Source organism: Ruegeria sp. AI3 (genome assembly GCF_056541245.1).
The window spans coordinates 174,603-200,176 of record NZ_JBQFYA010000004.1; the positions used below are offsets into that span (position 1 = coordinate 174,603).

Annotated in this window: 25 protein-coding genes; 11 read left to right on the plus strand and 14 right to left on the minus strand. The window is 55.2% G+C overall.

Annotation, left to right across the window (positions count from 1 at the left end):
- Nucleotides 1-885 precede the first annotated feature (885 nt).
- The 7 genes from ACRZ95_RS08895 (at nt 886) to ACRZ95_RS08925 (ending at nt 8,409) form a co-directional block, all read left to right on the plus strand.
- On the plus strand, nt 886-1,911 hold the full coding sequence (locus ACRZ95_RS08895; RefSeq protein ID WP_170678151.1) for a LacI family DNA-binding transcriptional regulator: 1,026 nt from the start codon (nt 886-888) through the stop codon (nt 1,909-1,911).
- A gap of 94 nt (nt 1,912-2,005) precedes the next feature.
- Complete coding sequence (locus tag ACRZ95_RS08900; RefSeq protein WP_170678153.1) at nt 2,006-3,310, plus strand: ABC transporter substrate-binding protein; 1,305 nt, start codon at nt 2,006-2,008, stop codon at nt 3,308-3,310.
- Between the two features lie 107 nt (nt 3,311-3,417).
- Nucleotides 3,418-4,284: a carbohydrate ABC transporter permease gene (locus ACRZ95_RS08905; protein ID WP_170375757.1), complete on the plus strand. Its 867-nt coding sequence runs from the start codon at nt 3,418-3,420 to the stop codon at nt 4,282-4,284.
- A 12-nt stretch (nt 4,285-4,296) separates the two neighbouring features.
- Entirely contained in the window at nt 4,297-5,127 is an 831-nt protein-coding gene (locus ACRZ95_RS08910) for a carbohydrate ABC transporter permease (RefSeq protein WP_068333782.1), read from the plus strand.
- A gap of 11 nt (nt 5,128-5,138) precedes the next feature.
- Complete coding sequence (locus ACRZ95_RS08915; protein WP_170375758.1) at nt 5,139-6,143, plus strand: ABC transporter ATP-binding protein; 1,005 nt, start codon at nt 5,139-5,141, stop codon at nt 6,141-6,143.
- On the plus strand, nt 6,140-6,913 hold the full coding sequence (locus tag ACRZ95_RS08920; RefSeq protein WP_170678155.1) for an L-iditol 2-dehydrogenase: 774 nt from the start codon (nt 6,140-6,142) through the stop codon (nt 6,911-6,913). The genes ACRZ95_RS08915 and ACRZ95_RS08920 overlap by 4 nt, the downstream gene beginning before the upstream one ends.
- Nucleotides 6,913-8,409 (plus strand): mannitol dehydrogenase family protein, encoded by a 1,497-nt coding sequence (locus ACRZ95_RS08925; protein WP_170678157.1) that lies wholly within the window; start codon nt 6,913-6,915, stop codon nt 8,407-8,409. Before ACRZ95_RS08920 ends, ACRZ95_RS08925 begins: the two co-directional genes overlap by 1 nt.
- A 75-nt stretch (nt 8,410-8,484) precedes the next feature.
- Here ACRZ95_RS08925 and ACRZ95_RS08930 read toward each other — a convergent pair whose 3' ends face one another.
- From ACRZ95_RS08930 to ACRZ95_RS08950, 5 genes are all read right to left on the minus strand, one after another.
- The gene (locus ACRZ95_RS08930) at nt 8,485-9,978 is read right to left on the minus strand and encodes a cryptochrome/photolyase family protein (protein ID WP_170678159.1); all 1,494 of its coding nucleotides are present in this window, start codon (nt 9,976-9,978) and stop codon (nt 8,485-8,487) included.
- 27 nt (nt 9,979-10,005) lie between these two features.
- Complete coding sequence (locus tag ACRZ95_RS08935; RefSeq protein WP_480554820.1) at nt 10,006-10,995, minus strand: FAD-binding domain-containing protein; 990 nt, start codon at nt 10,993-10,995, stop codon at nt 10,006-10,008.
- A 242-nt stretch (nt 10,996-11,237) separates the two neighbouring features.
- Nucleotides 11,238-11,369, minus strand: a complete 132-nt coding sequence (locus ACRZ95_RS08940; RefSeq protein ID WP_170552600.1) for a DUF2256 domain-containing protein — start codon at nt 11,367-11,369, stop codon at nt 11,238-11,240.
- A gap of 2 nt (nt 11,370-11,371) precedes the next feature.
- Nucleotides 11,372-12,910 carry an FAD-binding domain-containing protein gene (locus ACRZ95_RS08945; RefSeq protein WP_170678163.1) on the minus strand — a complete coding sequence of 513 codons (1,539 nt, stop codon included), beginning with the start codon at nt 12,908-12,910 and terminating at the stop codon, nt 11,372-11,374.
- Between the two features lie 357 nt (nt 12,911-13,267).
- Entirely contained in the window at nt 13,268-13,687 is a 420-nt protein-coding gene (locus tag ACRZ95_RS08950; RefSeq protein WP_480554822.1) for a hypothetical protein, read from the minus strand.
- Between the two features lie 302 nt (nt 13,688-13,989).
- On the opposite strand from ACRZ95_RS08950, the gene ACRZ95_RS08955 reads away from it, so the two are divergent.
- A complete protein-coding gene (locus ACRZ95_RS08955) occupies nt 13,990-14,178 on the plus strand; it encodes a hypothetical protein (RefSeq protein ID WP_170375770.1) in 189 nt (62 codons plus the stop codon).
- 239 nt (nt 14,179-14,417) lie between these two features.
- On the opposite strand, the gene ACRZ95_RS08960 is transcribed toward ACRZ95_RS08955, so the two are convergent.
- Nucleotides 14,418-15,533 (minus strand): hypothetical protein, encoded by a 1,116-nt coding sequence (locus ACRZ95_RS08960; RefSeq protein ID WP_170677866.1) that lies wholly within the window; start codon nt 15,531-15,533, stop codon nt 14,418-14,420.
- 179 nt (nt 15,534-15,712) lie between these two features.
- On the opposite strand from ACRZ95_RS08960, the gene ACRZ95_RS08965 reads away from it, so the two are divergent.
- The 3 genes from ACRZ95_RS08965 to ACRZ95_RS08975 all read left to right on the plus strand — a co-directional run bounded on the left by ACRZ95_RS08965 (nt 15,713) and on the right by ACRZ95_RS08975 (nt 18,352).
- Nucleotides 15,713-16,312 (plus strand): PepSY domain-containing protein, encoded by a 600-nt coding sequence (locus ACRZ95_RS08965; protein ID WP_480554824.1) that lies wholly within the window; start codon nt 15,713-15,715, stop codon nt 16,310-16,312.
- Between the two features lie 37 nt (nt 16,313-16,349).
- Complete coding sequence (locus tag ACRZ95_RS08970) at nt 16,350-17,009, plus strand: response regulator transcription factor (RefSeq protein WP_170642565.1); 660 nt, start codon at nt 16,350-16,352, stop codon at nt 17,007-17,009.
- Between the two features lie 74 nt (nt 17,010-17,083).
- Nucleotides 17,084-18,352: a sensor histidine kinase gene (locus ACRZ95_RS08975; RefSeq protein ID WP_170678167.1), complete on the plus strand. Its 1,269-nt coding sequence runs from the start codon at nt 17,084-17,086 to the stop codon at nt 18,350-18,352.
- Nucleotides 18,353-18,505: 153 nt separating this feature from the next.
- Here the strand turns inward: ACRZ95_RS08975 and ACRZ95_RS08980 are convergent, their stop codons facing one another.
- From ACRZ95_RS08980 to ACRZ95_RS09015, 8 genes are all read right to left on the minus strand, one after another.
- On the minus strand, nt 18,506-19,117 hold the full coding sequence (locus tag ACRZ95_RS08980) for a transmembrane anchor protein (RefSeq protein ID WP_170666236.1): 612 nt from the start codon (nt 19,115-19,117) through the stop codon (nt 18,506-18,508).
- 13 nt (nt 19,118-19,130) lie between these two features.
- Nucleotides 19,131-19,703, minus strand: a complete 573-nt coding sequence (locus tag ACRZ95_RS08985) for a HupE/UreJ family protein (protein WP_480554827.1) — start codon at nt 19,701-19,703, stop codon at nt 19,131-19,133.
- Between the two features lie 192 nt (nt 19,704-19,895).
- Entirely contained in the window at nt 19,896-20,216 is a 321-nt protein-coding gene (locus tag ACRZ95_RS08990) for a hypothetical protein (protein ID WP_170678169.1), read from the minus strand.
- A 198-nt stretch (nt 20,217-20,414) separates the two neighbouring features.
- Nucleotides 20,415-21,224 (minus strand): PhzF family phenazine biosynthesis protein, encoded by an 810-nt coding sequence (locus tag ACRZ95_RS08995; protein WP_170678171.1) that lies wholly within the window; start codon nt 21,222-21,224, stop codon nt 20,415-20,417.
- A gap of 2 nt (nt 21,225-21,226) precedes the next feature.
- Entirely contained in the window at nt 21,227-22,633 is a 1,407-nt protein-coding gene (locus ACRZ95_RS09000) for an amidase (RefSeq protein ID WP_170678173.1), read from the minus strand.
- 4 nt (nt 22,634-22,637) lie between these two features.
- Nucleotides 22,638-22,841 (minus strand): hypothetical protein, encoded by a 204-nt coding sequence (locus ACRZ95_RS09005; protein ID WP_170678175.1) that lies wholly within the window; start codon nt 22,839-22,841, stop codon nt 22,638-22,640.
- A gap of 130 nt (nt 22,842-22,971) precedes the next feature.
- On the minus strand, nt 22,972-24,126 hold the full coding sequence (locus ACRZ95_RS09010) for a M24 family metallopeptidase (RefSeq protein WP_170678177.1): 1,155 nt from the start codon (nt 24,124-24,126) through the stop codon (nt 22,972-22,974).
- Between the two features lie 152 nt (nt 24,127-24,278).
- Nucleotides 24,279-25,574: a TRAP transporter large permease gene (locus ACRZ95_RS09015; RefSeq protein ID WP_480554830.1), complete on the minus strand. Its 1,296-nt coding sequence runs from the start codon at nt 25,572-25,574 to the stop codon at nt 24,279-24,281.

Genomic DNA, 25,574 nt, shown 5'->3' on the forward strand with positions numbered 1-25,574 from the left:
TCCATCGCGCAATATTGGCCCAAACGGCAAGCCGTTCCGTCTCAATAGAAAGAGTGGAGCCTTTTGGACAGTTGTCAGCTATGCGGACTTAGCTGTCGTTGAGCTATTCAACTACGCAGATCGGAAAGTCGCCCGGGTTTCGCCCACCACCCTTGTCCAAACAAATATCATCGTACATAAACTGGTGAAACTTCTGACCCGCCATAAATGACGATACTGCAACTAAAACTAATATTTGAGATTATCCACTTTTTCATAGTTTATTGCTAGCAGGGCACATCGAAATCGCAAGTCGCAAAATCGAGTGCAAATCTTCAAAGACCCTGACGTTCAAGTTATCTGCTTTGGGCTCGCTGCCGAAATTCAATTCGGTTCTCCGTCACGTAGATCTGCAACTCGTCGCCAATTTCATCAAAAAAAGGAACGTTATGCCGGTTGCCTGCGTTGCAAAAGCCCTGAGTTCCAATTCCTGCAAACATGCGAGCAGATCGAATGCGTTTGAAACGCGTTTATCTACGATGGTAGAAAACCGACCCACGTGCCTAAAGAAAATGACTGAAACAAGGTCATTCGATCGCACTGATAGTGCGATTGGCCCTGAAAGCTGGTTCAACTCATCAAGCGTCGCCTTCCACCAAAGGTTTGGGTGCTGCTCTGACCAGCCGGGGTGTTGCGGAGACGTTGTAGTCCCCATTGAGGACGTCGCGAAAATTCGATCAAACAAGCTTGACCGCCGATGTCCTGGTATCAATCACGAGATACATTCAAACCCTGTGCCCACGGAAACAAACAGAACTTGCCTGGCTATTGATCTTTTTAGCGCGCGCAAAGAATATGTAAAAGTAAGATAAGATCAAAGCGGCTGTGATCCGCAGGCAGACTGGCATGACCAAAATCAAGAATATGGAAGAGTTCGCGGCGCTCAGCGGAATATCGCGGCCCACGGTGTCCAAATACTTCCACGACCCCGATAGCGTTCGCCCAACGACGAGGGCGCGCATCGAAGAGGCGCTGGAGCGGTTTGACTATCGCCCGAACATCTATGCGGTGAACCAGAACCGTAAACTGACCAAGAATATCGGCATTGTCGTACCCTATCTGGCTGATCCGTTCTTTGCTGAAATCGCTCGGTATCTTGAACAAAGCTGTATCGCAGCCGGGTATCGTCCGTTTCTTTTCAGCGCTCACGGTGAACAAAAGCTGGAAAACGAAATCCTGGACGGTTTACAGTCCCTGAAACCTGCGGGCGTGTTGTTGGCGCCTTTGGGGCGTATCTCTGACAAGTCGGCGATCGAGAAATTCTGCGCCAGTGTGCCAACAGTTCTTTTCGACAGCAACCTCGACGGTTTGGGCGCGGCGTTTATCGGTTCCGACAATTTCAGCTTTGTGTCTCAGACCGTGGAATACATGACCCGCACTGGCGAGCCGCCCTCGTTCTTCGAAATGCGGACACCTGCAAACCCCAACGCCAACAAACGGCGGAAGGCCTATGTCGAGGTGATGGAGCGTTTGGGTTTTGAGCCGCATGTGATCAAAATCGAAGGCGCTGGCTGGGCCTTTGAGGAGATTGGTCGACTGGGTGCGCTCAAGGTTTTGGATGAACGCAAGTTACGCACGGATTCGGTTTTGTGCAGCAATGACCGATTGGCGATCGGCTTTCTGGCAGCGTGTTTTGAGCAGGGGATTCGCGTCGGGCGGAAAGCCGATTGTACGCTGCGTGTGGCCTCGAACGACGATCATCCCTTTGCAAAGTTCACATGCCCCTCACTGACAACCGCGGCGCATGACTATGACAATGTGGCGGCCCGAAGTGTCGAAACGCTTTTCGAACTTATTGAAAACGGTGGGAAATTTGAGAAGCGGACAGAAACCCTGTTCCCGGCACGATTGGTTCTCAGGGAATCCGCATAGCGCCAAAAATTAACGCGCGTAAAGTTTCTATTGACGCCGCGACAAATCTTGAACTAGTCTTTCTGCACAGCATCCAAGCTCAGGGAGGACAGGGATGTACTTGAAACACGCACTTCGTGCGGCGACAGCTTTGACGTTCGTCGCGACGGCCGCGGCCCACGCACAATCCATCACGATCGCCACAGTAAACAACGGCGACATGATCCGGATGCAGGGCTACACTGACAAATTCACCGAAGCGACGGGTATCGACGTCGAGTGGGTGACGCTGGAAGAAAACGTACTGCGCCAGCGCGTGACCACTGATATCACCACAAAAGGTGGTCAGTTCGACATCATGACCATTGGTATGTACGAGACCCCGATTTGGGGCGCAAATGGCTGGCTAGTTCCGCTCGACGGGATGTCAGAAGAATATGACGTTGACGATCTTCTGCCTGCGATGGCTGGCGGTCTGAGCCACGAAGGCACGCTATACGCTGCTCCGTTCTATGGCGAAAGCTCGATGATCATGTACCGCACCGATCTGATGGAAAAGGCTGGTCTAGAAATGCCCGAAGCCCCCACATGGCAGTTCATCCGCGAAGCGGCAGCGGCCATGACCGACCGGGACAATGACATCAACGGTATCTGCCTGCGCGGAAAGGCCGGTTGGGGTGAAGGCGGTGCCTTTATCACTGTGACCGGAAACTCATTCGGCGCGCGTTGGTTTGATGAGGACTGGAAACCCCAGTTCGATCAGCCCGAGTGGAAAGAAGCGCTGACCTTCTTTGTAGACATGATGAATGAATCCGGCCCGGCCGGTTACGCGACCAATGGGTTCAACGAAAACCTGTCGCTGTTCCAGCAAGGCAAATGCGGCATGTGGATCGATGCAACGGTTGCCGCGTCCTTCGTGACTAATCCGGATGACTCGACTGTTGCGGACAAGGTCGGCTTTGCTCTGGCTCCGAATTCGGAAGGCGTGGACAAGCGCGCCAACTGGTTGTGGGCATGGGCATTGGCGATCCCTGCGGGTACACAACAGGAAGACGCCGCCAAGCAGTTCATCGAATGGGCGACCTCAAAGGACTACATCGAACTGGTGGCTGAAAACGAAGGCTGGGCCAACGTCCCGCCGGGCGCGCGAACCTCGCTGTACGAGAATCCGAACTACGTGGATGTTCCGTTCGCGAAAATGACGCTGGAATCGATCCTTGCGGCTGATCCGCAGAACTGCTGCGCACAACCGACGCCCTATACCGGCATCCAGTTTGTCGCGATCCCCGAATTTGCTGGCATTGCCACTCAGGTGAGCCAGGAATTCTCGGCAGTCTATGCCGGACAACAAACGGTGGATGAGGCGCTGGCCAAAGCTCAGGCCTTCACCGCCGAAGAAATGGAAGCCGCAGGGTACTGAGGCATCCTCCCACGCGGGCGGGCAAAGAGCTGCCCCCCGCTCACCCCTTCCACAACCCACATTTTTCTCGCAGGCTAAGCTACGCCTGAACAGAGAGGGTTTGCGTAATGGCTACTCAACACTCCCGATCCGTCGCGCGCCTGATGATGGCACCCGCAGTGGTCCTGCTACTTGGCTGGATGCTCGTGCCCCTGACGATGACGCTGTATTTTTCCTTCAAGAAATATCTGCCCCTGCGCGGTGGGGATCTGGGCTGGGTCGGCTTCGACAACTACGTCCGGTTCGTATCGTCCAGTTCCTTCTGGCCCGCGGTTCAGGCAACGCTTGTGATCGTCGGAGGGGTTCTGGTCATCACCGTTATCCTGGGCATCCTTCTGGCGATGCTTCTGGACCAACCGATGTGGGGCCAAGGTGTTGTCCGCATCCTCGTGATCGCACCCTTCTTCGTCATGCCAACCGTGTCTGCATTGGTCTGGAAGAACATGTTCATGGATCCGGTAAACGGCCTGTTGGCCCATCTGTGGCGCTTTTTCGGGGCCGAGCCGATCTCGTGGCTGTCCGAGGCGTCTATGACCTCGATCATCATGATCGTATCTTGGCAGTGGCTGCCATTCGCGACGCTGATCCTGTTGACCGCGATCCAATCGCTGGACAGTGAGCAGTTGGAAGCGGCTGAGATGGACGGCGCGCCGGTCCTGAAGCGGTTCTACCACATCATCCTGCCGCATCTGAGCCGCGCGATCACCATCGTGATCCTGATCCAGACAATCTTCCTTTTGTCGATCTTCGCTGAGATTTTCGTGACCACCGGCGGCGCATTCGGCACCCGTACACTCACCTACCTGATCTTCCAGCGCGTGCTGGAGAGCCAGAACGTTGGCCTCGGATCAGCCGGAGGTGTCTACGCAATCATCTTAGCCAACATCGTTGCGATCTTCCTGATGCGCATCGTCGGCAAGAACCTGGACGCGTGAGGAGGTAAGATCATGGCCCGCGCTGTCACAACCCGCCGCAAATCGCTGAATACCGCCCTCGCCTGGGCCGTTGGTTTGCTGATCTTTTTCCCGATACTCTGGACCATCCTGACCAGCTTCAAGACCGAGGCGCAGGCAATCGCCAGCCCACCGTTGTTCCTGAACTTCAACTGGACGCTGGAAAACTACGCCATCGTGCAGGAACGGTCCGACTATATGCGGTTCCTATGGAATTCGGTCATCATAGCCGGGGGCTCGACCATTCTGGGCGTCATCATCGCCGTCCCCGCCGCATGGGCGATGGCCTTCGTTCCGTCCAAGCGCACCAAGGACATTCTGCTTTGGATGCTGTCGACCAAGATGTTGCCTGCGGTCGGCGTTCTCTACCCAATCTACCTGCTGTTCATTCGGTTGGGCCTGCTGGATACGCGCGGAGGGCTGGTCGTCGTCCTGATGCTCATCAACCTGCCGATCATCGTCTGGATGCTGTACACCTATTTCCGCGAAATTCCGGGTGAAATTCTGGAAGCTGCACGGATGGACGGGGCGACATTGAAAGAAGAAATTCTCTACGTCCTGACGCCAATGGCCATCCCCGGCATCGCTTCGACCGTGCTGCTGAACTTCATTCTGGCTTGGAACGAGGCGTTCTGGACCCTCAACCTCACTGCCGTCGACGCGGCTCCGCTAACAGCGTTCATCGCCAGCTACTCCAGCCCCGAAGGCCTGTTCTTTGCCAAGCTCAGCGCGGCCTCGACCATGGCGATTGCACCAATCCTGATCCTTGGCTGGTTCAGCCAGAAACAACTTGTCCGCGGCCTGACCTTCGGCGCTGTGAAATAAGGAAACGACACATGGGACGTATTCAACTCAAGTCCGTGACCAAAAGCTTCGGCGACGTGCAGGTCATTCCACCGCTGGACCTGACCATCGAAGATGGCGAGTTCACCGTCTTCGTCGGCCCCTCGGGCTGCGGTAAGTCCACCCTGCTGCGTCTGATCGCAGGGTTAGAGGATATCACCTCGGGCTCTATCGACATCGACGGCGCGGATGCCACCGATGTCCCTCCCGCGAAACGAGGGCTGGCGATGGTTTTCCAGTCCTATGCGCTCTACCCCCATATGACCGTGCGCAAGAACATCGCCTTTCCTCTTCGGATGGCGAAGCTGGATCAGGCTGAGATCGATAAGCGGGTCGAAGGTGCCGCCAGCGTCCTAAACCTGACCGATTATCTCGACCGTCGCCCCGGCCAGCTGTCCGGCGGCCAACGCCAGCGGGTCGCCATCGGGCGCGCAATCGTGCGCGAACCTGCGGCGTTTCTGTTCGACGAACCTCTATCCAACCTCGACGCGGCACTACGCGTTGGCATGCGGCTTGAGATCAGCGAGCTGCATGAGCGTCTAGCGACCACTATGATCTACGTGACCCACGATCAGGTCGAAGCCATGACCATGGCTGACAAGATCGTCGTCCTTCAGGCCGGAGTGATCGAACAGGTCGGCAGCCCGCTGGAGCTTTATCGTACACCTCGTAACTTGTTTGTTGCGGGCTTCATCGGCTCCCCCAAAATGAACTTCATCGAGGGTGAAGAGGCCGCAAAACATGGCGCGAAAACCATCGGCATCCGCCCGGAACATATCGCTGTTTCGGAAACCGAGGGCGAGTGGTCCGGGGTTGTCAGCGTCTCGGAGCATTTGGGTTCAGACACCTTCTTCCATGTCCACGACACCGGACTGGCCGAAACGATCACGGTTCGCGCCGATGGCGAGGTTGGGTTCCGTCACGGGGATCGTATTCACCTGACGCCACGGGCCGACGTCATCCACCGCTTCGATGAAAAAGGACTGCGGATCGAATGACCCGTCTGAATGGCAAAATCGCTCTGATCACCGGTGCCGCGCGCGGCATCGGGCTGGCCTTTGCCAAATCCTATGTCGCGGAAGGCGCACGCGTTGCCATCGCGGATATCGACATCGAACGCGCTAAACAGGCCGCAGCCGAGATCGGCGCGTCCGCTCTGGCTGTCGAAATGGACGTGACAAACCAGCAGAGTATCGACGACGCCGTCGCCCGCACGGCATCGCATTTCGGCCCAATTGACATCCTGGTCAACAACGCCGCGATCTTCACAGCCGCCCCGATTGTCGAGATTGAGCGCGTCGACTATGAGCGCGTCTTTGACATCAACGTTGCCGGTGCCTTGTTCACCATGCAAGCCGTCGCGCGCCATATGATCGCACATGGCACCAAAGGCCGGATCATCAATATGGCGTCGCAAGCCGGGCGGCGCGGTGAACCGCTGGTCGCCGTCTATTGTGCCAGCAAGGCCGCGATCATTTCCCTGACCCAATCTGCGGGCTTGAACCTGATCGCGCACGGGATCAACGTGAACGCGATCGCGCCAGGTGTGGTGGACGGCGAACACTGGGACGGCGTCGATGCGTTCTTTGCCAAACACGAAGGTAAACTGCCGGGACAGAAGAAACGCGAAGTGGCCGCTGCCGTTCCCTATGGCCGCATGGGCCGGGCCGAAGACCTGACGGGCATGGCAGTGTTTCTCGCCTCGGACGAGGCAAAATACATCGTTGCACAAACCTACAATGTCGACGGTGGAAATTGGATGAGCTGATGAACCCTGTGGCACACTCAAACCCTCTGATCCAGCTGCGGCAAGACAGGCTTGCAGACCTCCCAGCGACTGTCGGCACCCCTAACTATAAGCGTTCGGAGCTGACGCCGGGCATTGTTCATATCGGTCTTGGAAATTTCCACCGCGCCCACCAGGCGTGGTACATTCATCAGCTCTTGCAGCAGGGCCAAGCCTACGATTGGGGCATTATCGGAGCCGGAGTGCGCAGCTACGACGCTGAGATGCGTGAGAGGCTGTTGGCGCAGGATTGCCTGACCACGTTGATCGAGTTGGATCCACAAGGAATATCCGCAGAGGTCATAGGCCCGATGATCGACTATCTGCCGATTGAGGCAGGTAACGCAGCACTCATCCGCCGGATGGCTGATCCGTCTATCAGAATTGTGTCCCTGACTGTAACCGAGGGCGGCTATTTTCTGGATGCCAACACCGGCGTGTTCAACTTGGATCATGAAGACATAAGGTACGACGCGAAGAACCCGCATGAGCCACGCACAGTTTTCGGTGCGATGGTCGAGTCATACAGGCAAAGACGTGAGAATGGATTGGAACCGTTTACGGCGCTTAGCTGCGACAATCTTCAGGGCAACGGCGCAATACTAAAAACCTGCATTGTTGGTTTGGCACGTCTGGTCGACACGGAGCTGGCGGATTGGATCGCCCAAAAGGGCGCATTCCCGAACTCGATGGTGGATTGCATCGTGCCCGCGACGACCGAGCAGGTCATTTCGCAATGTCGGGCGCTTGGAATCGACGATCGCGCTCCGGTCTCGCATGAGAATTTTCGTCAATGGGTCGTCGAGGATGACTTCTGTGCCGGGCGACCGCCCCTCGAACAGGCTGGGGTCACGATGACACACGATGTTCACGGATATGAAATGATGAAGCTGCGCATCCTGAACGGAGGTCATCAGCTGCTTGCCAATATTGGGGAAATTCTGAACGTACCGACGATTTCAGACTGCATGCAGGATCCGGACATCGTAGCGTTTTTCAAGAAGGTTCAGACAGAAGAGATCTTGCCCTATGTCGAAGCCGTTCCTGGCACCACGCCAACTGAATATCTTGGATTGGTTGAAAAGCGATTTGCAAACAGCACCATCCGCGACACGACACGTCGCGTGGCATTTGACGGGTCTTCACGACATCCCGGGTTCTTGCTGCCTTCGTTGCGCGATGCCATTGCTTCCGGCCGTTCTCTGACTGGTTTGGCACTGGCCGAAGCCTTCTGGTGCCGGATGTGCGCAGGCGTTCGTGAAGATGGCTCGGAGATCGCGCCAAACGACCCCCAATGGGAGCATTTGCAAAACACTGCTCGGGCCTCCAAGGCCGATGCGAAATTGTGGATCGAGCAAAGCCAGTATTATGGTGAGCTAGCTGGCAACACGCGGTTTGCAGAAGCGTTTTCCGCTTGGCTGTCCACAATCTGGCAAGTTGGTTGCCGAGCAGCGGTTACCGACTATGCCACCACATAGGCAAAGCGACACTAATCGTGACACGCAATGGGCGTAAACTTCCCTAACCCTTATTGAGCGGAACCGTAGTTGCACTCAGTTCAATTCGGCCAGAAAAGAGTTGGCCTTTTCCAGATGCTTCTCTTTTGTTTCCAGCGACATCCTATCGCCTGTGCGACACATCATGGCCCAACGCGGATTTTTTGAAAGCGTGTCTCTATGTTTGAAAATGAAGCGCCAATACAAGCCGTCCCAAATCTCGGCCCATTCGCCTTTGCCCCAATGGCTCATCTTCCGAATGTAGTTTGATCCGGAAAAATAAGGCTTGGTCGTGATCAGCCCCCCATCCGCGTTTTGACTCATTGCATAAACATTTGGAACCATGACCCAATCGTAGCTGTCCACGAACATTTCCATGAACCACAGGTAGACGTCGTCTGGCTTGATTTCACACAAGAACATAAACCCGCCGAGTACCATCAGCCTTTCGATGTGGTGACAGTAGCCAGTCTGCAGGATCCGTCTGATCGTATCGTCAATCGGGTCTATCCCTGTTGTGCCGTCATAGAAGGAGGAAGGCATTGGTCGGTTGTGACGCCAATGATTGGTTGTGCGCATACGTACGCCCAAATCTTCATAGGTGGCGCGCATGAACTCTCTCCAACCTATGATCTGACGGATAAACCCCTCTACAGAGTTGAGGGGCGTCTTCTTGCGCTGGGCATGGTTCAGAGTCGCGTCAATGACTTGCCTTGGCGTGATCAAGCCAATGTTCAATGCAGGTGTGAGGACAGCATGCCAAAGCCAGCTTTCGCCCTCAACAATCGCATCCTCAAAGTCACCGAACCGGTCGAAACGCCGTTCCAAAAACTGGTGAAGCCACGCCAGTGCAGCCGCGTGCGAAGTTGGATAATAAAGGGTATCGAGATGTCCGCGCGCGTCGGGAAATTCAGACAGAACATTGTCTTTCGCCGCTTGGTCCACACTGTCGTGCTGCGGCCAGTCGATCCAAGGCAAGCTTTGTAGCAGGGCTTTTGGAACCTTTTTGCGATTGTCTTCGTCGAAACTCCACTGGCCGCCCAATGGCATATCGTTCTCAAGCAAAATGTTCAATCGGCGTCGCTGGCTTTTGTAATATTCCGCCATAAACCAACGTTTTCGGCCGGCAGACCAGGCCTGATTGCTGGCACGTGTGTTCAGAAAGCCGGGCGAAGGAAGGAATTCGATCGCAATTCCTGTTGCTTGCGATGCCTCACTCAAACGCTTTTCCACGACTGAATCTACGGGATCAGCCATCGCGACCCGAGAAATCTGATCCAGAGAAAGCCGCTCGAACAAATGCAGGCACGCTTTGGTCGAGGGCTCATACTTAAAGAGGTCCACATCAAAGCCCTTGATCTCGAGCTCTTGGCGATATCGAGCCATGCTCGCCCTATGGAGCCAGAGCTTCTGCTTGTGCATTTTGGCGGGATACTGCGGGTCTCCGAAGAACAACGGATCTTCGAACAAGATCACCTTTTGCAACGGCAATTCAAATGCGGGGTGTTCTGCAAAAATTTGATTTGGAAGCACAATTGCGGCGTATGTCACGGCGTTTTCCCGGTTTTGTTTACACGGCTAGCGGGTCAGATTCAGGACCTGCATTATGGACGGGATCTTCTTCTTGAAGCCAAAGAACCCTGCTCTGGCGTGTGGCCACGCGTGCGCATCGTAAGGGCGCCAGATACGACGCAGATCAATGCCGGCCTCGTTCAGCTTTGGTACGGCACGGTCCAAGCGCACCCGTGTCGGACCGATAGGACAATAGGCTGTGACAATCGTATCAACTTTATTTGTATGAGCCGCCTTGATCAGGGGCTCGGACCAATCGTCCTTGACTTGTCCAATCTCTCCGAACGGCGAGAGTGCGCTATTCATTGCTTGTTTGACAAAAGCAGACGGCAAGTCACCGACCGGACCCGGCGAACGACCATGTGTAGCCGTTAGGCCGACCACGCTTGCGGGGCGCAACGAGACGGCATCTGCTGCGGACATGTCTTCCTCTGTCACCAGCAGCAGATACGGCTTTGAGAGGGGTTTTTCTGACTGCGGGCGGATTTCGATGCGCGGATGATCTGTTGCTTCAACCAGTGGCTCAGCGACGTTGGCCAAGCCTTGGGGCTGAAACCGTCCATCGGTGTATTTCGCGATATTGTCGGCGCGCGCGAGATAGGTTTTTCCCTTTGTGTGGAGACCCGCCACCCAACGCCAACTCAGGGTATTTGACGCCGGATCGCCGTCGACAAGGTGGCGCATGAAGACATCTGCGCCCAGTTCCCAAGGGAGTCTGAGCGTGAAAATCCAAATGGAGGCCACCCACATCCTTACGTGGTTATGGAGATATCCCGTTGCGCTTAACTCGCGCATCCAGAAATCAAAACACTCGATACCTGTGCGGCCTGACACAGCATCCCGATACGCCGCATTCAACGTTGTATCGGCTTCCAAACGCTCCACTTGCGCTACCAAGTTTCTTTGGTAGCTAAACCAAACACTTGGCCGTTGCTCCAACCAGCCTTTGAAATACGTGCGCCAAAACACTTCGTGAATGAACTTGTCGGCAACCATTTCACCATGTGCGGACAGAACGCGTGAAAGAACCTCTTCCTCAGTTATCAAGCGGTGTCGCAGCCAGGGTGAGAGAGTAGATACATTGCCGCGTCGGTCGGGGCCAAAGTCATAATTTCGGCTTTGCGCATAGTCGCGTCCAGTGCGGGGCACGAATTGCTCCAAACGCCTCAATCCTGCGGCGCGCGTAGATTCGAACCTCAGCTGTGCAAAAGCGTTATCCACCACACGAAATTCCAAAGTCATGCGGCAGCCTTGCAGCGTTTCGAGCAGTATTTGACGTCATCCCAGACCTTCTCCCATTTCTTGCGCCACACGAAGGGACGTTGGCAGACTGGACAGATCTTTTGCGGTAAATCCGCCTTCTTGCGCATTTTCACTTGAGGTCTCCGAACGGTAGGTCAAGTTGAGCCACATTCCGCGGTGTTTTGGCTTTTCTTTTACGAGAGCGTTCAGCCTTTCGGCTTGCGTGTTTGGTGGCGATTGCGTGCGCTCGATCGCGAAATTCCGGCCCGCGCCTCACCGCCCACACTTTTTCTCGCGCAGCCTTTGCCGCCGCCAGATGGTCAAAGACGCGCATTGGGTATTTTCGGCCAAGAACCGCAGCTGCGTTATCCGCATTCCATGGATCATGCAGATGTGCATCCGGTATCTCTGCCAGTTCCGGCACCCACCGACGAATGAATATGCCGTTCGGATCCTGATCCAGGCCTTGTTTGACGGGGTTGTAAATACGGATGGTGTTGATGCCGGTTGTGCCAGATTGCATCTGGACCTGACTCCAATGGATACCGGGCTCATAGTCGGTGAACATCCTGGCCAGATGCAGGCCCGGCGAGCGCCAATGGAGCCACAAATGATAGCTTGCGACTGCCATCACCATTGCCCGCATGCGGAAATTCAACCAACCTGTCGCGCGCAGAGATCGCATGCAGGCGTCCAAGAAAGGATACCCTGTCTCACCTGTTGACCATGCTTGTAGAAGCACCGCATCCGGTTTCTTGGGGCGCAAGCCATCATAGAGCGGGTGAAGGTTTTCGAACTCTATTTGCGGTTCGTCCTCCAACTTTTGAATGAAATGACAATGCCAGTGCAAACGCGCTGAAAAGGATCGCATCGATTTCTGCCATTTCCCTGCGCCCACGGGAAGCGTGCGCCGCGCATTTTCCGTCTGTTGCGCAATTTCGCGAACAGAGATCGCGCCCCACGCAATATAGGGAGACAGCCGCGAACATGCCGTCGCACCACTCAAGGGACTGGACATTGCACGCTGGTAGTCAATGCTCCTGTTGCTCAGAAAGCTGTTCAAAAGCCCCAGCCCCACTTGACGCCCGCCCATTTGCCGACCCGTACATACGGCCCCTGCGAGGCCAAGATCTTTGCTGCTTGGGAGCGCACCAAGCTCAATGGACAAGGGTGCAAGCTGCGGCGCCTTTTCTGTTGGTCGCGACATCTGCGCGTCCCAATGGTTCGCCCAGCCGTCTCGGGATTTCAGTCGGCGGATAACGCCGTGGTTTTGAATCTCATGCCAAGGGACACCTGCGTCACGACACCAAGCCGCGACATCTCGATCCCTGCGATAGGTCCAATCGTTCCCCGTCTCCTCGTGTGACCATAAGGCCTCCAGAAATCCCTGTTTTTTCAGTTCCGTAAGTGTCTCAATCACTGTTCCGATACGAACGACCAGTGGCTGTCCCAACTGAGCAGTTGCCTCACGCAATTCCGCAAGTGTCTCAGAAACAAAGCTCCATTGTCGTTCTGAGGCATCGGGCTGCAGCCAAAACTCGGGTTCAACAACATAGAGCGGCAGCACGGGACCAACCCTGGCCGCATGTGCCAAGGTCGCATGATCCAAAACACGGAGATCTCGCTTGAACCAGACGACTTGCAAATCCGTACACCTCACCCAAGTCATTCATTGAGTGACTACGCGTCATGGAATGCAACGGATCAGAAAAAGTACTGTCTTTGCAGAATGATCGCGACGTCTTTGCCTGCAGGTCGGCGACTGCAGGTAGTGCCCGTTACTGCGCTTTCCCTCGGTTTAGTTGCTGGCAATAAAGCGCAACAAAATTGCTCACTGCCAGACATCGAAGGACGGCTTAGTCCGCGTCCGCAACCTACTCCACAATCTTGCGGTTGTAACGAATGTCAGTTTTGGCGGGTCGCATTGTAGCAATTGAGGTTGTTGGCCCATGGCAGGAAAAGGCCGCACGTGACGGCCTACGGATCAGCCGATTCTCCCCAGTTTTCTTTTTACGCCATTTGGCCGTCAGTTGAGAATATCCGCTATTGCACCGATCAAGTTCAGCACTTCGTTCGTTCGTCGATCTACCTCGTAGACATAGTTTCCGGCCCGCACATAGTAACCGTTTCTTTTCAGACCATATCTGTAGGGATCGTTGATGCGCACATAGCCATCGTAGATGTAATCCCCAGCTCGGTATCGTTTGACTTGTCCGGGGGGGACGCACGGAACTGCTTTTTTGGCCAAGCCCGGTGGACAATGTCCTGCTTTTGATTTCACGAGAACAGGCTGCATAGCATTGTGCGACCCAACAGTCTGTCTCAGATCAAGAGACTGGATGTCAAAACTCGCACTCGCAACCGACCCGGTTTGCATTACGAACACCGTCGCTGTGATTGCTAGAGCCGTTTTCATCCTTTTGCCTCCTTTAACTGCGTCTTCCATTTATGATCCCCGTCGGGATTTGGCCAATGCAATAGGCGGAGACTGGCTTACCGCTGAAGTCTCCCACTATGACGCGATGGTTCGTTGGCACGACAGCCTCAGCTAACGACCTTTCAAACCGCAAAGTTGGAATGGGGTAATTGAAGGAGCGCACGGCCGGACAATTCGTTTGTTCTTATTTCGTAAACAACATTAACCGAACGTGAACAGTGTATTCGCAGTGGGTTCAAACAACTTTAGGCATACTGACTAAGTTGGATCGAACGAGACGTACATCGTTTGACGAAAACAAGGGGAACAAAATGGTCAAGCCTGCCTTTATGACTGAAGATCGCAGCACTGAAATTGCGATGAGGACCTCTAGCGAATCTGCTGAAGAGCGCCTGCAAACCACAATGAATTCGAGCAATAGCCGCTTCCCTCCTATTGAAAACGCACTGACAGAGATCATAAAAAACAAGCGGCTATCCGAGGCTCACCAGAACGTCTGAAGACAAATCAGCTGACCCCCCCGACAATTCTCGATTATCGTCCTAAACATGGGAATTGTAACACAAATCCCGCCCCAAATTGGGGCGGGATTTTCTTGTTGCGCATCGCAATCATCAAGAGTTTGCGCCTAGCAGGCCGACTAGGTCGACCTGCCAACTTGGTATCCGAAAGGCTCGCCGGCGCTACAGCCTTCAGTTCATCCTGAAGTGGAAGCGGGCGATGGCCAGTAAGCCTCAGGTCACAGTCCCAGCAGCGCTTTGACCTGTTCCTCAACCGCATCGGTGACAGGCTTGTTGGCAGCGGCTTCCAGGGCCTCACGTTCAGCCAGATCTTGCTCTTCAACAAGTTCTGTCAGCTCTTCCACCTCTTCAACGGCTTCATTGTATTCAATGGCTGCCTGTCTCTCGTCATTCAAAGTCTGAGCTTCATCGATCGAAGCGTCCAATTCAACTTGGGCCTCTTCTAGCTGTGCTTCGATATCCGGGTCGCTACCGCCCGCGTCCTCCAAAGCCTGTTCAAGCTCTGCGACTGTGTCCCGATTGGTTTGAACCTCACCCAATGCGACTTCCAAGTCATCCTCGATTTCTTGAACTGTACGATCTGGCTCTTCCAGTCCCTCGAGAAACTCCAACTGTTCTTCCAGTTCCTCACGCAAGGGTTCTCCGGCCAGCACAGTGTCGCGGTACGTGGCAATTCTGCCAACCCGTGAATTGGGCGCAGCATTGGCGAGGGCCGTTGGACTTGCATTGGCCGCGTTCAGGGCACCCAACTCGGACGGATGTGCACCAAGCAGCGCAGCCATACGATTACCTTTGGTGCGGGAAACAGGGCGCTTGGACTCTTCTACAATGACAGTCTGACGAACCGTTCTTTGCACCTTGGCCTTTTGCGTTCGAACGGTTGTCGTTTGGCGGGTTTTGCCATTCCCGTTGAACAGATCTTTCAGAGAGAACCCTCCGCCTTTTTTCGTACCTGACCGAGCAGACTGAGACTTTGTTTTCCCTTGTCCGAATATCCCGACTCTGGTGCCGCCACGGCTTTTGTCGGCCCCGTTGCCACGGCTACCATTTCCAGCCGAGCTGTTGTCTCCGCGATCTCCCTGAGCGCCGTTGCCATTCCCGCCGCCGTTTCCATTGCCTCCGCCATTGCCGCCGCTGTTGCCGTTTCCGCCGCCATTGCCGTTGCCGCCGCCGTTACCACCACCGTTTCCACCGCCATTGCCGCCACCATTACCGTTGCCTGGTTTGGCATAAGCAAAATCAGGAGCTGCGACGGTGGCTACAATGGCCGTGGACCCCAACAAGGCAATCGCGATCGTCGAAGCTTTTAGCAGTCCGCACTTGGTGGTTTTCATTTTCAATCTCCTCAAAACCTTCAGCAACGGCAATCAGCGTGCTGAGGTTGACCACAGTGTTTCGGCAGTATGACTCGCAGCCGAATCAAAGCCCTTGCCACTGATTTAACTTGAGGTCGCTTGAACGCAGGGCTAACTGCTTGTTCATCATCGGTTCATGTCTGGCCTAGTAGTCTTCGATGAAGGTGTTTGAGGGTGTTATGCAGGCCAAAGCGTTTTTTCTGGTTGCAGCTTTGCTAACCGCCTTGTCCGGGGGACAAGCGGCGGCAGATGCACGCGAACTCAAACAGTCTGAACTGCGTATGGCAACGTTGTCAGGCAGTGCAATACGGCTGAACCGTGTCATCAAAGGCGTGAAGAAAGCATACGGCGGAACCCCTGTTGATGCGCGCGCATTCAAAACAGACAAGATCTACTATCGTATTCTGGTCAAAAAGCCGGGCGGAAAGATCGTAAGCGTGATCGTGAACGCCGAAACCGGCACAGTCGTCTCGAACCGCTCAAGTACCGGGCGCGAGATTTCCGAAGCCGCACGCAATTCGACCAAATCCCAAAGCAACAACGGTCAGAGCGCCTCTGCCACCCGTGGGAACAGTGCGGGCCGAAGCAATGCTGGCGGCAACGGCAACGGCGGTGGAAATGGAAACGGCAATGGCGGTGGCAACGGCGGTGGCAACGGCGGCGGCAATGGCGGTGGCAACGGCGGCGGCAATGGCGGTGGCAACGGCGGCGGCAATGGCGGTGGCAACGGCGGCGGCAATGGCGGTGGAAAAAATTAGAGTTAAGATCGCGCTGATTTAGCTGTAGTCTCTGGATATGCGAATACTCCTTGCTGAAGACGAACCCCAGCTTTGTGAGCAAGTCAAAAAGCTATTGGGTGCGGAAGGTCGCGTGGTCGACGTGGCCCACAATGGTACAGATGCCCTGCATCTGGGGTCGACTGAACCGTACGACATGATCATCCTCGACATCGGCCTGCCTGAGCGTGACGGCATTTCGGTCCTGCGCGAATGGCGCAGCGCGGGTGTCAAAACCCCGGTCTTGATCCTGACGGCCAGAGATGGCTGGAGCGAACGCGTCGACGGTCTGGATGCTGGCGCGGATGACTATATGACCAAACCGTTTCACATGCCTGAATTGGCGGCGCGGGTACGGGCCATCTTGCGACGTCAGAGCGGTCAGTTGAACCCCGTGATAGAAATGGGAGAGGTTTCTCTGGATACGCGGAATGGTCGGGTCACCGTTGGGGGCATACCTGTCGATTTGACCGCGCAGGAGATCGCTGTTCTGACCTATCTGGCGCACAACATCGGTCGCATGGTGTCGCGTACTGAGTTGTCTGAACACATCTACGAATATGACGGCGACCGAGATTCCAACACGATTGCAGTATTTGTGACCCGCCTGCGCAAGAAACTGGGCTCCGATTTGATCACAACCGTCCGGGGTCGCGGCTATATGATTGACTCCGCCTAATGCTCTCGTTGCGCCAACGGGCATTACTCGGAGGTATCGCTTCGGGAGCGCTGTCCGTAGGGGTCGGTACGCTGATGGTGTTTTCCTACATCAATACGCGCGTTCTGGAGCAGTTCGACGCAACGCTACAAGACCGGCACACGCAGGTTGTTGTTGGCCTCAGCGCCACCACGGATGACCCTGAAACCCTGCGGCAGTTGGTATTCGACCCGGCCTATAGCACGCCATATTCGGGGCGGTATTGGCAAGTAACGGACAGTACCGGCGCCATCTATACATCCGCTTCACTCTTCGATGAAACGATCGCCGAGCCTCCGCGCGGAAATGACGAAACAATCATTTGGAACACCTCCGGTCCAGATAGCGAAGCCATTCGTAGCGTCTATCAAAAGATCACATTCGAAGATGGAACGGAGTGGGGCGTAACTGTCGCCGAAAGCAGGAGCGAACTGATCAACGAACGCAGCGCTGCACAAAGATACCTGCTCCCGGTTTTCGGATTAGTTGGGTTGATCGGAGTGGCAAGCTCTCTTTTGTTGATGTCCGCCATTGTTGGCCCGCTCCGGAAATTGCGCGCCGATGTCGCTCATCGTTGGGATCGAGGCGATGAGTTGGCTCCCGAAGACTACCCGGAGGAGGTTTCTCCCCTGGTGGAAGATCTCAACAAACTTCTGCATCGAAACCGCGAGATTGTCTCAGGTTCGCGAAGGCAAGCAGCGGATCTGGCACATGCCCTCAAGACACCGACGGCCATCTTGCGAAACGAATTGGCAGAACTCGCAGACGCCGGCGCACATACGGAACCTGCGGAAGAAGCCCTAACCCGAATTGACGCCCAGCTTAGCCGTTCACTTGCGCGCATGCGCGCATCAAACACCGGAGAGTTAACGCATTCCAGGACAGATCTTTCGAATTCGGTGGAACGACTGTCCCGGTTGTTCTCGGTGATGGCCGAACGCGAGGGGAAGACGCTTGTTTCGAATTGCGAGACTGGTCTTCACGTTCGCATGGACCCCCAAGACATCGAGGAAGTGATCGGAAACCTCCTCGACAATGCCCTCAAGTGGAGCCGGACGACATTCCAAATCACCGCGAGGCGAACGGAAAGAGGCATCGAACTTCGCGTCGAGGACGACGGCCCCGGAATCCCAGAGGAGGCCCGGCTTGAGGTCCTGCGTTCCGGCGGTCGACTCGATACCTCTGTAAAAGGAACAGGGTTGGGGCTGCCGATTTCCGTTGATTTATTGGCCGCCTACGGTGGAACGCTGGAACTTGGAATATCGAAGCGCCTGGGGGGCTTGGCCTGTGAGGTGAACATTGGGCGCGAGACATATAGCCAATAGATGAGCAAAGTGGCGACAGTGTCCTACCGCGTCGCCGCACGGCGCCAAGACGGGCGTGGACAGCGTGTTGACATGATGCGGTACTAAAGGCCCGAAACCTCCCTTCGCCTAAATGATCCGCCGCGCAGAAAACCTGCGCGACGAATGCTTCGTTTAATCGACGACCTCGCTGTAGTCCCCGCGGACTTGAACCATCACTGATACGTCACCAGAGTCTCGGTTGCGCCAGAACCAACCATGTTCACCGGCAAAGGCCGCTTCGATGGTGCCTTCGGCACCGGTCGATCCACGCCCCTTTTCATAGGTGATCGACTGACCGCCACCGTGACCATGCAGGTCGAAGTTCACCCGACCGCCTGTAACGACCATACGGTACTCAACCGTCGCGCCTTCTTCCATGACCAGCTTCCATTCAGTCGACTCTCCGGGCGTCAGTATAAAGCTGGTTTCATCCTGCCAGACCTCGGCCTCTTGCGCATGAGCCGACCCAACAAAGAGGCCAAGGACGTCGTTCAGCAAGCTCGACTGATCCTGGCTTTCGAGTTTGCGGTCTGCTTCGGCCTCGTCTGCAAGTTGCGATTTAATCTCGCCCATCTCTTGCAGCCCGAGCACGCGGCCAACGCCGGTCGGGTCGATCCCGTATTCGGCTGGCAGAACCACCGTGACAAGGATCGCGACGGCAGACGCACCTGCAATGACGGTCGAGCGGATAAGCTGAGCCGAGCTTGGCAGTTCTTCAAGACTTGGTCTTTCTGTGTTGAACATTTTCTGAACTCCGTTACGCGGCAACAAAATAGCTGGTCATCTGATAGCCCATCAGAATGAACCCGAGGGTCATCATGATGACGTTTACGCTGTAAGCTTGCTGGAAGAAGTAAGGGCTTTTGCGCCAGAACCCCATAACGATAAGGATGATCGCAAGGGCCGTAAGCTGGCCAAGTTCCACACCCACGTTGAACGCCAACAGATTGGCAAGAAGCCCTTCCGGAGCGATATCGTAGTCGAGGATTTTGGTCGCCAGACCCATGCCGTGGAACAGGCCAAAGATAAGCGTCGCGACTTTGGTATTCGGCTGAAACCCCAACCAGCGCTGGAACGCACCAAGATTGTCGAGCGCCTTGTAGACAACCGAAAGGCCGATAATGGCGTCGACGATATATGCGTTTACGCCCCAGCCGAACCAAACGCCCAACAGCATTGTTGTCGAGTGACCGATCGCAAAGAGGCTGACATAGATGCCGACATCTTTGGCTCGGTAGAGAAAGAACACAACGCCAAGCAGGAATAGGATGTGATCGTAGCCTGTGACCATGTGTTTGGCGCCAAGATACATGAAGGGAATGATGTTCACGCCCCAAATTTCCTGGATATAGCCCGCATCGCCTTCCGTGACGTTATGAGCCAGTACCTGAGACTACTCAGTGCCAGATTGGTTATAATGAGGGCCAGCAGGAGCGTCGCGCGCCTGTCCAGACCCCGTGAGATTAGATTCATGGATGTTCTCCGTTGTTATGTGATGTCGAAAACCCCGAATGGGGCGACGTCACATGCGCGGAGGTCGGTCTATACCGTAGTTCTTGGTTGGGCCGTCCGGCACTCGGTCGAACGCCCTGTCATCAGAAAGCGAGGCTAGTGACAGCGCATTTTCCGGTTCCGGTATGACCATTTGGCTGTGGTCGTGATCTGCACCATCATGACTGTGCCCGTGCATCGCCCACAACAAATCTTCTTCAAAGCCATGGGTATGCCCGTGCTCTGCAATGATCTGCAAATGCTCCTGCACGGTTTCAATCACTGTCGGAGCATGGCCCACGTTTGGCTGAAGCGACCAAAAGATCAAAGACAGGCAGAGTAAAGCTGCCATCGCATTCTGCGTATATCTTTGAACTGCTCTCACGTTGTCAGTGCCTCTGCGGCCTTTCTATATCCCCCCCAGAGGTTATCTCGGCTTATATGTCAAAACCACCAAAAGTCGCAAGCCATCCAGCACGATCAGCGCGGCAGAAACGTGCCTAAGAGCCTCTGCGGTCCGTTTGGCGCCCAGGGTCGGTTGGCAGTCGCTCTATTGAGCGAACAAAAAACCCTCCAACGAAGTAACAGCAACGCCTTCAAGGATGACGCGGTTGCCATCCGCTTCACAAGCAATGACTCCGCCTCGCGCAGAAAGCTGACGAGCCAACAAATGTTTTTTCTCCAGTCTCCGAGACCAGTATGGCGTCAAACAGCAATGTGAAACGCCTGATACGGAATCTTCTGGCACACCATTTGCCGGGGCAAAGAACCGTGAAACGAAATCAAATTCCCCTGTCCCTTGCGCCGATATGATCACTGCGGGCAATGGTAGTTTTGCCAGAGCAGCAAATTCCGGAGCACAGCTCAGAATATCATTTTCGCTCTCAAAAACAGCCAGATAGTGCTTTGCAGCCAATAAAGCTGAAGGCTTCTTCCCCAGTGCTTCGATCAGACCCGTGGGGGCATCGACCACCTCTGGCACAAGTGCGGGCATATCCAGACGCAATCCGTTTTCCCCACGTCGAACGGTCATCCGGGCGGACTTGGAATGGAAGGTGACCACCTCCAACCGGACCTCGAGATTGGAAAACACGATGTGAGCGGCCGCTAGGGTCGCGTGCCCGATCATATCCACCTCGCGCGTTGGGGTGAACCAACGTATGTCGAATTCGGCATGCCCTGCGCGATTGCGCGCAATTGCGCGAGGAACAAAAAACACCGTTTCAGATTGGTTCAGCTCACTCGCGATGGATTGCATGACCTGTACAGGCAGCCATTGATGCAGTGGGCAAACGCCAGCAGGGTTTCCGCTAAGCGTACGGTCGGAAAAAGCATCGACAATAAAGGTTCGAAGTTTCATCCTTAGCCGTCTACATTCGGGCGCGGGATTGTGAACGCCCCGTCGTTTTCAATGGCAAAGGCGGCACGAAGAACTGTGCTTTCTTCGAAATACCTGCCAACCAGCTGCAACCCTATCGGCAATCCTTCCGAGTGCATTGCACAGGGCATCGTCAGCGCAGGATGGCCGGACATGTTGAAGAAGGTGGTAAAGCGCGTGATGGCATTGCCAACTGCTTCTTCCACACCGTCACGGGTTGTCTTCACAGTTCCCAGCTTTTGCGCAATTTCCGGCGTCGCCGGCGTCAGGATCAGGTCGACCTCATCAAACAACGCGTTGGTCTCTTGCCGATAGAGTTCTACGAAGCGCTTGGCCCGAATGTAGTGTTCCGCCAGGAGCGTCTGTCCCAGCGCCAATCCGGCGCGAAAGTCCTGCCCATAAAGCTCACCCCGGTCTTGCAAATAGGCCGAATGCGCGCTCAGAGCTTCCGGCATCTGAACGGCGAGAGACACGGCGCGGCTATATTCGAGATCCGGAAAGGTCACGGGGACCAAGGCCGCGCCCTTCGCAGTCACAAAGCGTTTGACATCTTCCAATGCTGTCAAGATTTCCGGATCAGTTCGCTCGAAATAGAAATTTGTGGGAATGCCGATGCGCGACCCAGAGATATCGCCATCGAGCGCTGCGGCATAGTCTTCGACCGCAAGGTTTTGCGAACCCGGATCGCGTGGATCGTAGCCCGCAATGATCCCGAGTAAATCAGCGCAATCTGTGATGTCCCGAGTCATGATGCCCACATGGTCTAACGTCCAGCAATACGGCACCACACCCGTCGTCGGCACTCGGCCAATGGTTGGCTTCAGTCCGACTAGCCCGTTCAGCGCTGCTGGAGCACGCACCGATCCGCCAGTGTCCGTACCTAGGCTGGCAGGGACCAAGCCGAAGGCCACAGCTGCCGCTGATCCGCTGGATGATCCTCCGGCCAGTCGGCTTGGGTCATAGGCGTTCACGCAAGTTCCATAGACCTCATTCTCGCCGGTTGCGCCGTAAGCAAACTCATGAAGATTGGTCTTGCCCAGGCTCAGCGCGTTTGCCTCTCGCGTACGGGCGATGACAAAGGCGTCCTCCGATGCAATTCTGTCATGAAACACGCGCGATCCCGCTGATGTCAGAACACCTTCGATGTCGAAAAGATCTTTGGATGCGTATGGAATACCCGCAAAACGCGACCGCTCCAGATCGTCGCGCGTGAGGGTTTCGGCCACCTGGCGCGCAGATTTATCTGTCACGGTGATAAAGGCTTTGGATCGGTCATTGTGCCTTGCAATCCGCTCGGCAAAAACCGCGACGAGTTCAGTTGGCGTTATGTCACCGGCATCGAGCCTGGATTTCAGACCGCGGACAGTGTCAAATGCTATTTCATTTGTCATCTGTCTATCGCTTCTGAACAGTCAGGGCCGGAGGTATTGTGCCAAGGTCGATCTTGCGAAGGACCTCCAACTCGTCCAGCAACTCCTGAAATCCGGTAATGATGCCCAGTTTCGGGTCTACAAGTTCGTCTATTTCCGCATCGCTCCAGTCGTGTGAGGCCATCTGGTTGCAGATACCTTTCAGAGTCTCTTTTTTCAGTTTTTGCATGTTACCCATCCACGCAGGTTCCGATGAATCCTCCGGCGCGCCAAGACGCGCGCCGCACTCGTGCGTCACAGTTGCGATAGTTCAACCATTTGGCAATCTGCTGCCCTGACCGATACCACCGTCTGTAGGCCTATTTACTAAGCAGGATCTCACGCGGAAAGTTGGTGATGTAGTCAAACCCGGTTTCCGTCACGACCACCGAGTCACCAATCCGACCTGCAGTGACACCATCGACCGAAATGCCGCCGTCGACCGCAAAGGTCATGCCCGGCTGCAGAACTGTCTTGTCTCCGGCTTTGAGCTCCGGCGCTTCCAGATATGCAACACCGATGGATCGACCGGTACGGTAGCCGGTTTCAAAACCACGCTCTTGATAGACTTCGTTGGCGGCTGCAGCGACGTCTTCGGCCAGAACGCCCGGGCGGATCGCGTGGATCGCGGCTTGCTGTGCGTCAATCGCAGCCTGCTGCACCTCGCGGTCCAGGTCTTTCACTTCACCGATGTGGAACATACGGTCAAAGCCCAGCTTGTACTGTTTGAACTGCGCCATGTTGCAGAAGCAGAAATAGACGGGATCAAACTTTTCATATGCTTTCACACCGGCACGACCATGCACCATCGAGGTATTCTTGCCGCTTTGAACAATCTGCAGGTTGTGGATCATAGGGGAGACGAAGCTGTCCCAACCTTTGTCAGTCAAGAAAGTGGCCGCCTTGCGCGAACCTGCATCAATTACCGCCAGCGCGCTCTCGTATTCCTGTGCGCCTTCTTTCAAGGAATTGTGCGCCGCAAGCATCATCGCACCAGCGATCTCTCCAGCCTGTTTCATCACTTCTATTTCGAAAGGTGACTTGATGGTCCGCATCGCGCCCAATACCGGAGAGATATCCTTGAGAGGAACACCCGGATAAGTCTCGTCCAGATGATTGCGGACAATTGCAGGGATCGAACCCTTTTCAACCCAGATCTCGGATGGGCTCTCGCCCAAAGCACCGGCCAGCGCGCGGCCCCATGTGCGTTGTCCGATATCTTCCCAGGTGCGCACGTCTTCGACCCATGTCATCGCACCGACCATCTCCGACTCCATCAGCGGTGTGATGACGACAGGCGAGTCATCCGCGTCCACCACCAACATCGTTGGGCGCCCGAACTCGATCCCCAGGTAACCCCAGAAACCTGCCAGATAGGCCATTGAGCTTTCATCCGTAAACACTGCCTTTTGAATGCCTGCATCCTTCATGCGGCTCTGAAGCTCAGTCGTTCTTTGTTTTGCGTGTTCAAGCATGTGCCTTTTTCCTTCGAGAAAAGCCAACGGCATGACACCAAAACCGATGGCAGGGTTGAACTTCAGGCCGTCCTGTCATTGTCGCATGGGCGGCCATTTCGATTTTCAATTTCAACGCCGCCCGCCTTCCACGCGGGCGGCGTTTTCGCGCCTCAGATTAGGAGACCCGGCAAGAAAAGAGCGACCGGCGGCACGAAGGTAACAACGAAGACCATTGGCAGGTGACCCAACAGCAGGAACTTCAAGGTCGGGCCGACATAGGTTGACAGGGGTTGTCGTGTGACGCCCCCGGCCATGTAAAGCAGCGGTGCACAGGGCGGAGAGATGTTGCCCAATCCCAGGTTTGTACCGACAATGGCAGCGAAATGGATCGGATCCAAACCAATCTTCTGCGTTACCGGCAGCAGGATAATCGCAGCCAGAACTCCACCCGAAACGTCGTCGATGATCATGCCCATGATCAGCAACAGCAGATTGATCAACAACAGGATGACAATCTTGTTTTCCGATATGGTCAGCAACAGATCGGCAAACTGTGTCGGCACCTTGGCCAAAACCATACCGCGGCTCATGACGAACAGGAAAAACAGAACCATCAGGATCGCGCCAGTCAGACGTGCGGCTTCGACTGTTGAGGCAAACAGTTTGTCGAACGGCAGCGTACGGTAGATCAACAGACCAACGGCCAGAGTATAAACCAGCGCCATCGACCCTGCTTCGGTCGGAGTGGCGATGCCGCTGTAGATGCCACCCAAAATGATCACAGGCATGATAATCGCAAGGCTCGCACGTTTACCGGTTTGGCCGATTTCCTTCACGGTGCCGGAAAAAGAAAGTTTCTCTGAAACTGTGATCGTCGTATTGTTGCGCAGAAACCAGAAGTTCAACGCGCAATAGGTCGCGGCAAGCAGGATCCCGGGGCCCATGGTTGCAAGAAAACACTTGGCCACTGACTCGCGGATCGCAATCGCGAAGACAATCATTGGAATGCTGGGTGGGATCATCAGCGCAAGAACAGAAGAAACAGCCACTAGCGCAGTTGCATGGCCCGGCGGATACCCTTCCTTGATCATGCGCGGGACCATGATTTTCCCGATGGCCGCAATCGCAGCAGAGGCCGATCCCGAAATCGCGCCAAACAACGCACAAGTCACAACAGTAACTGCGCCAAGCCCGCCCTTGGTGCGTCCGACGAAGGAATTAACGAAATCCAGGAGTCGCTCGGATATCCCCGAAGCGCCCATCAGGGTGCCCGACAGGATAAACAGCGGAATGGCAAGAAGCGAGAAGGCACTGACCTGCGAATAGCCGAACCCGGCATGAAACGAGATGTCTGTGCCCTGTAAAGTGCCAAAGACAAGCGCACCGATGCCGAAGGCAAAGCCGACGGGTACTTCGATCAGCAGCAGGACAATGACGATTGCGATAGCAACGAAGAACAGCGTCAT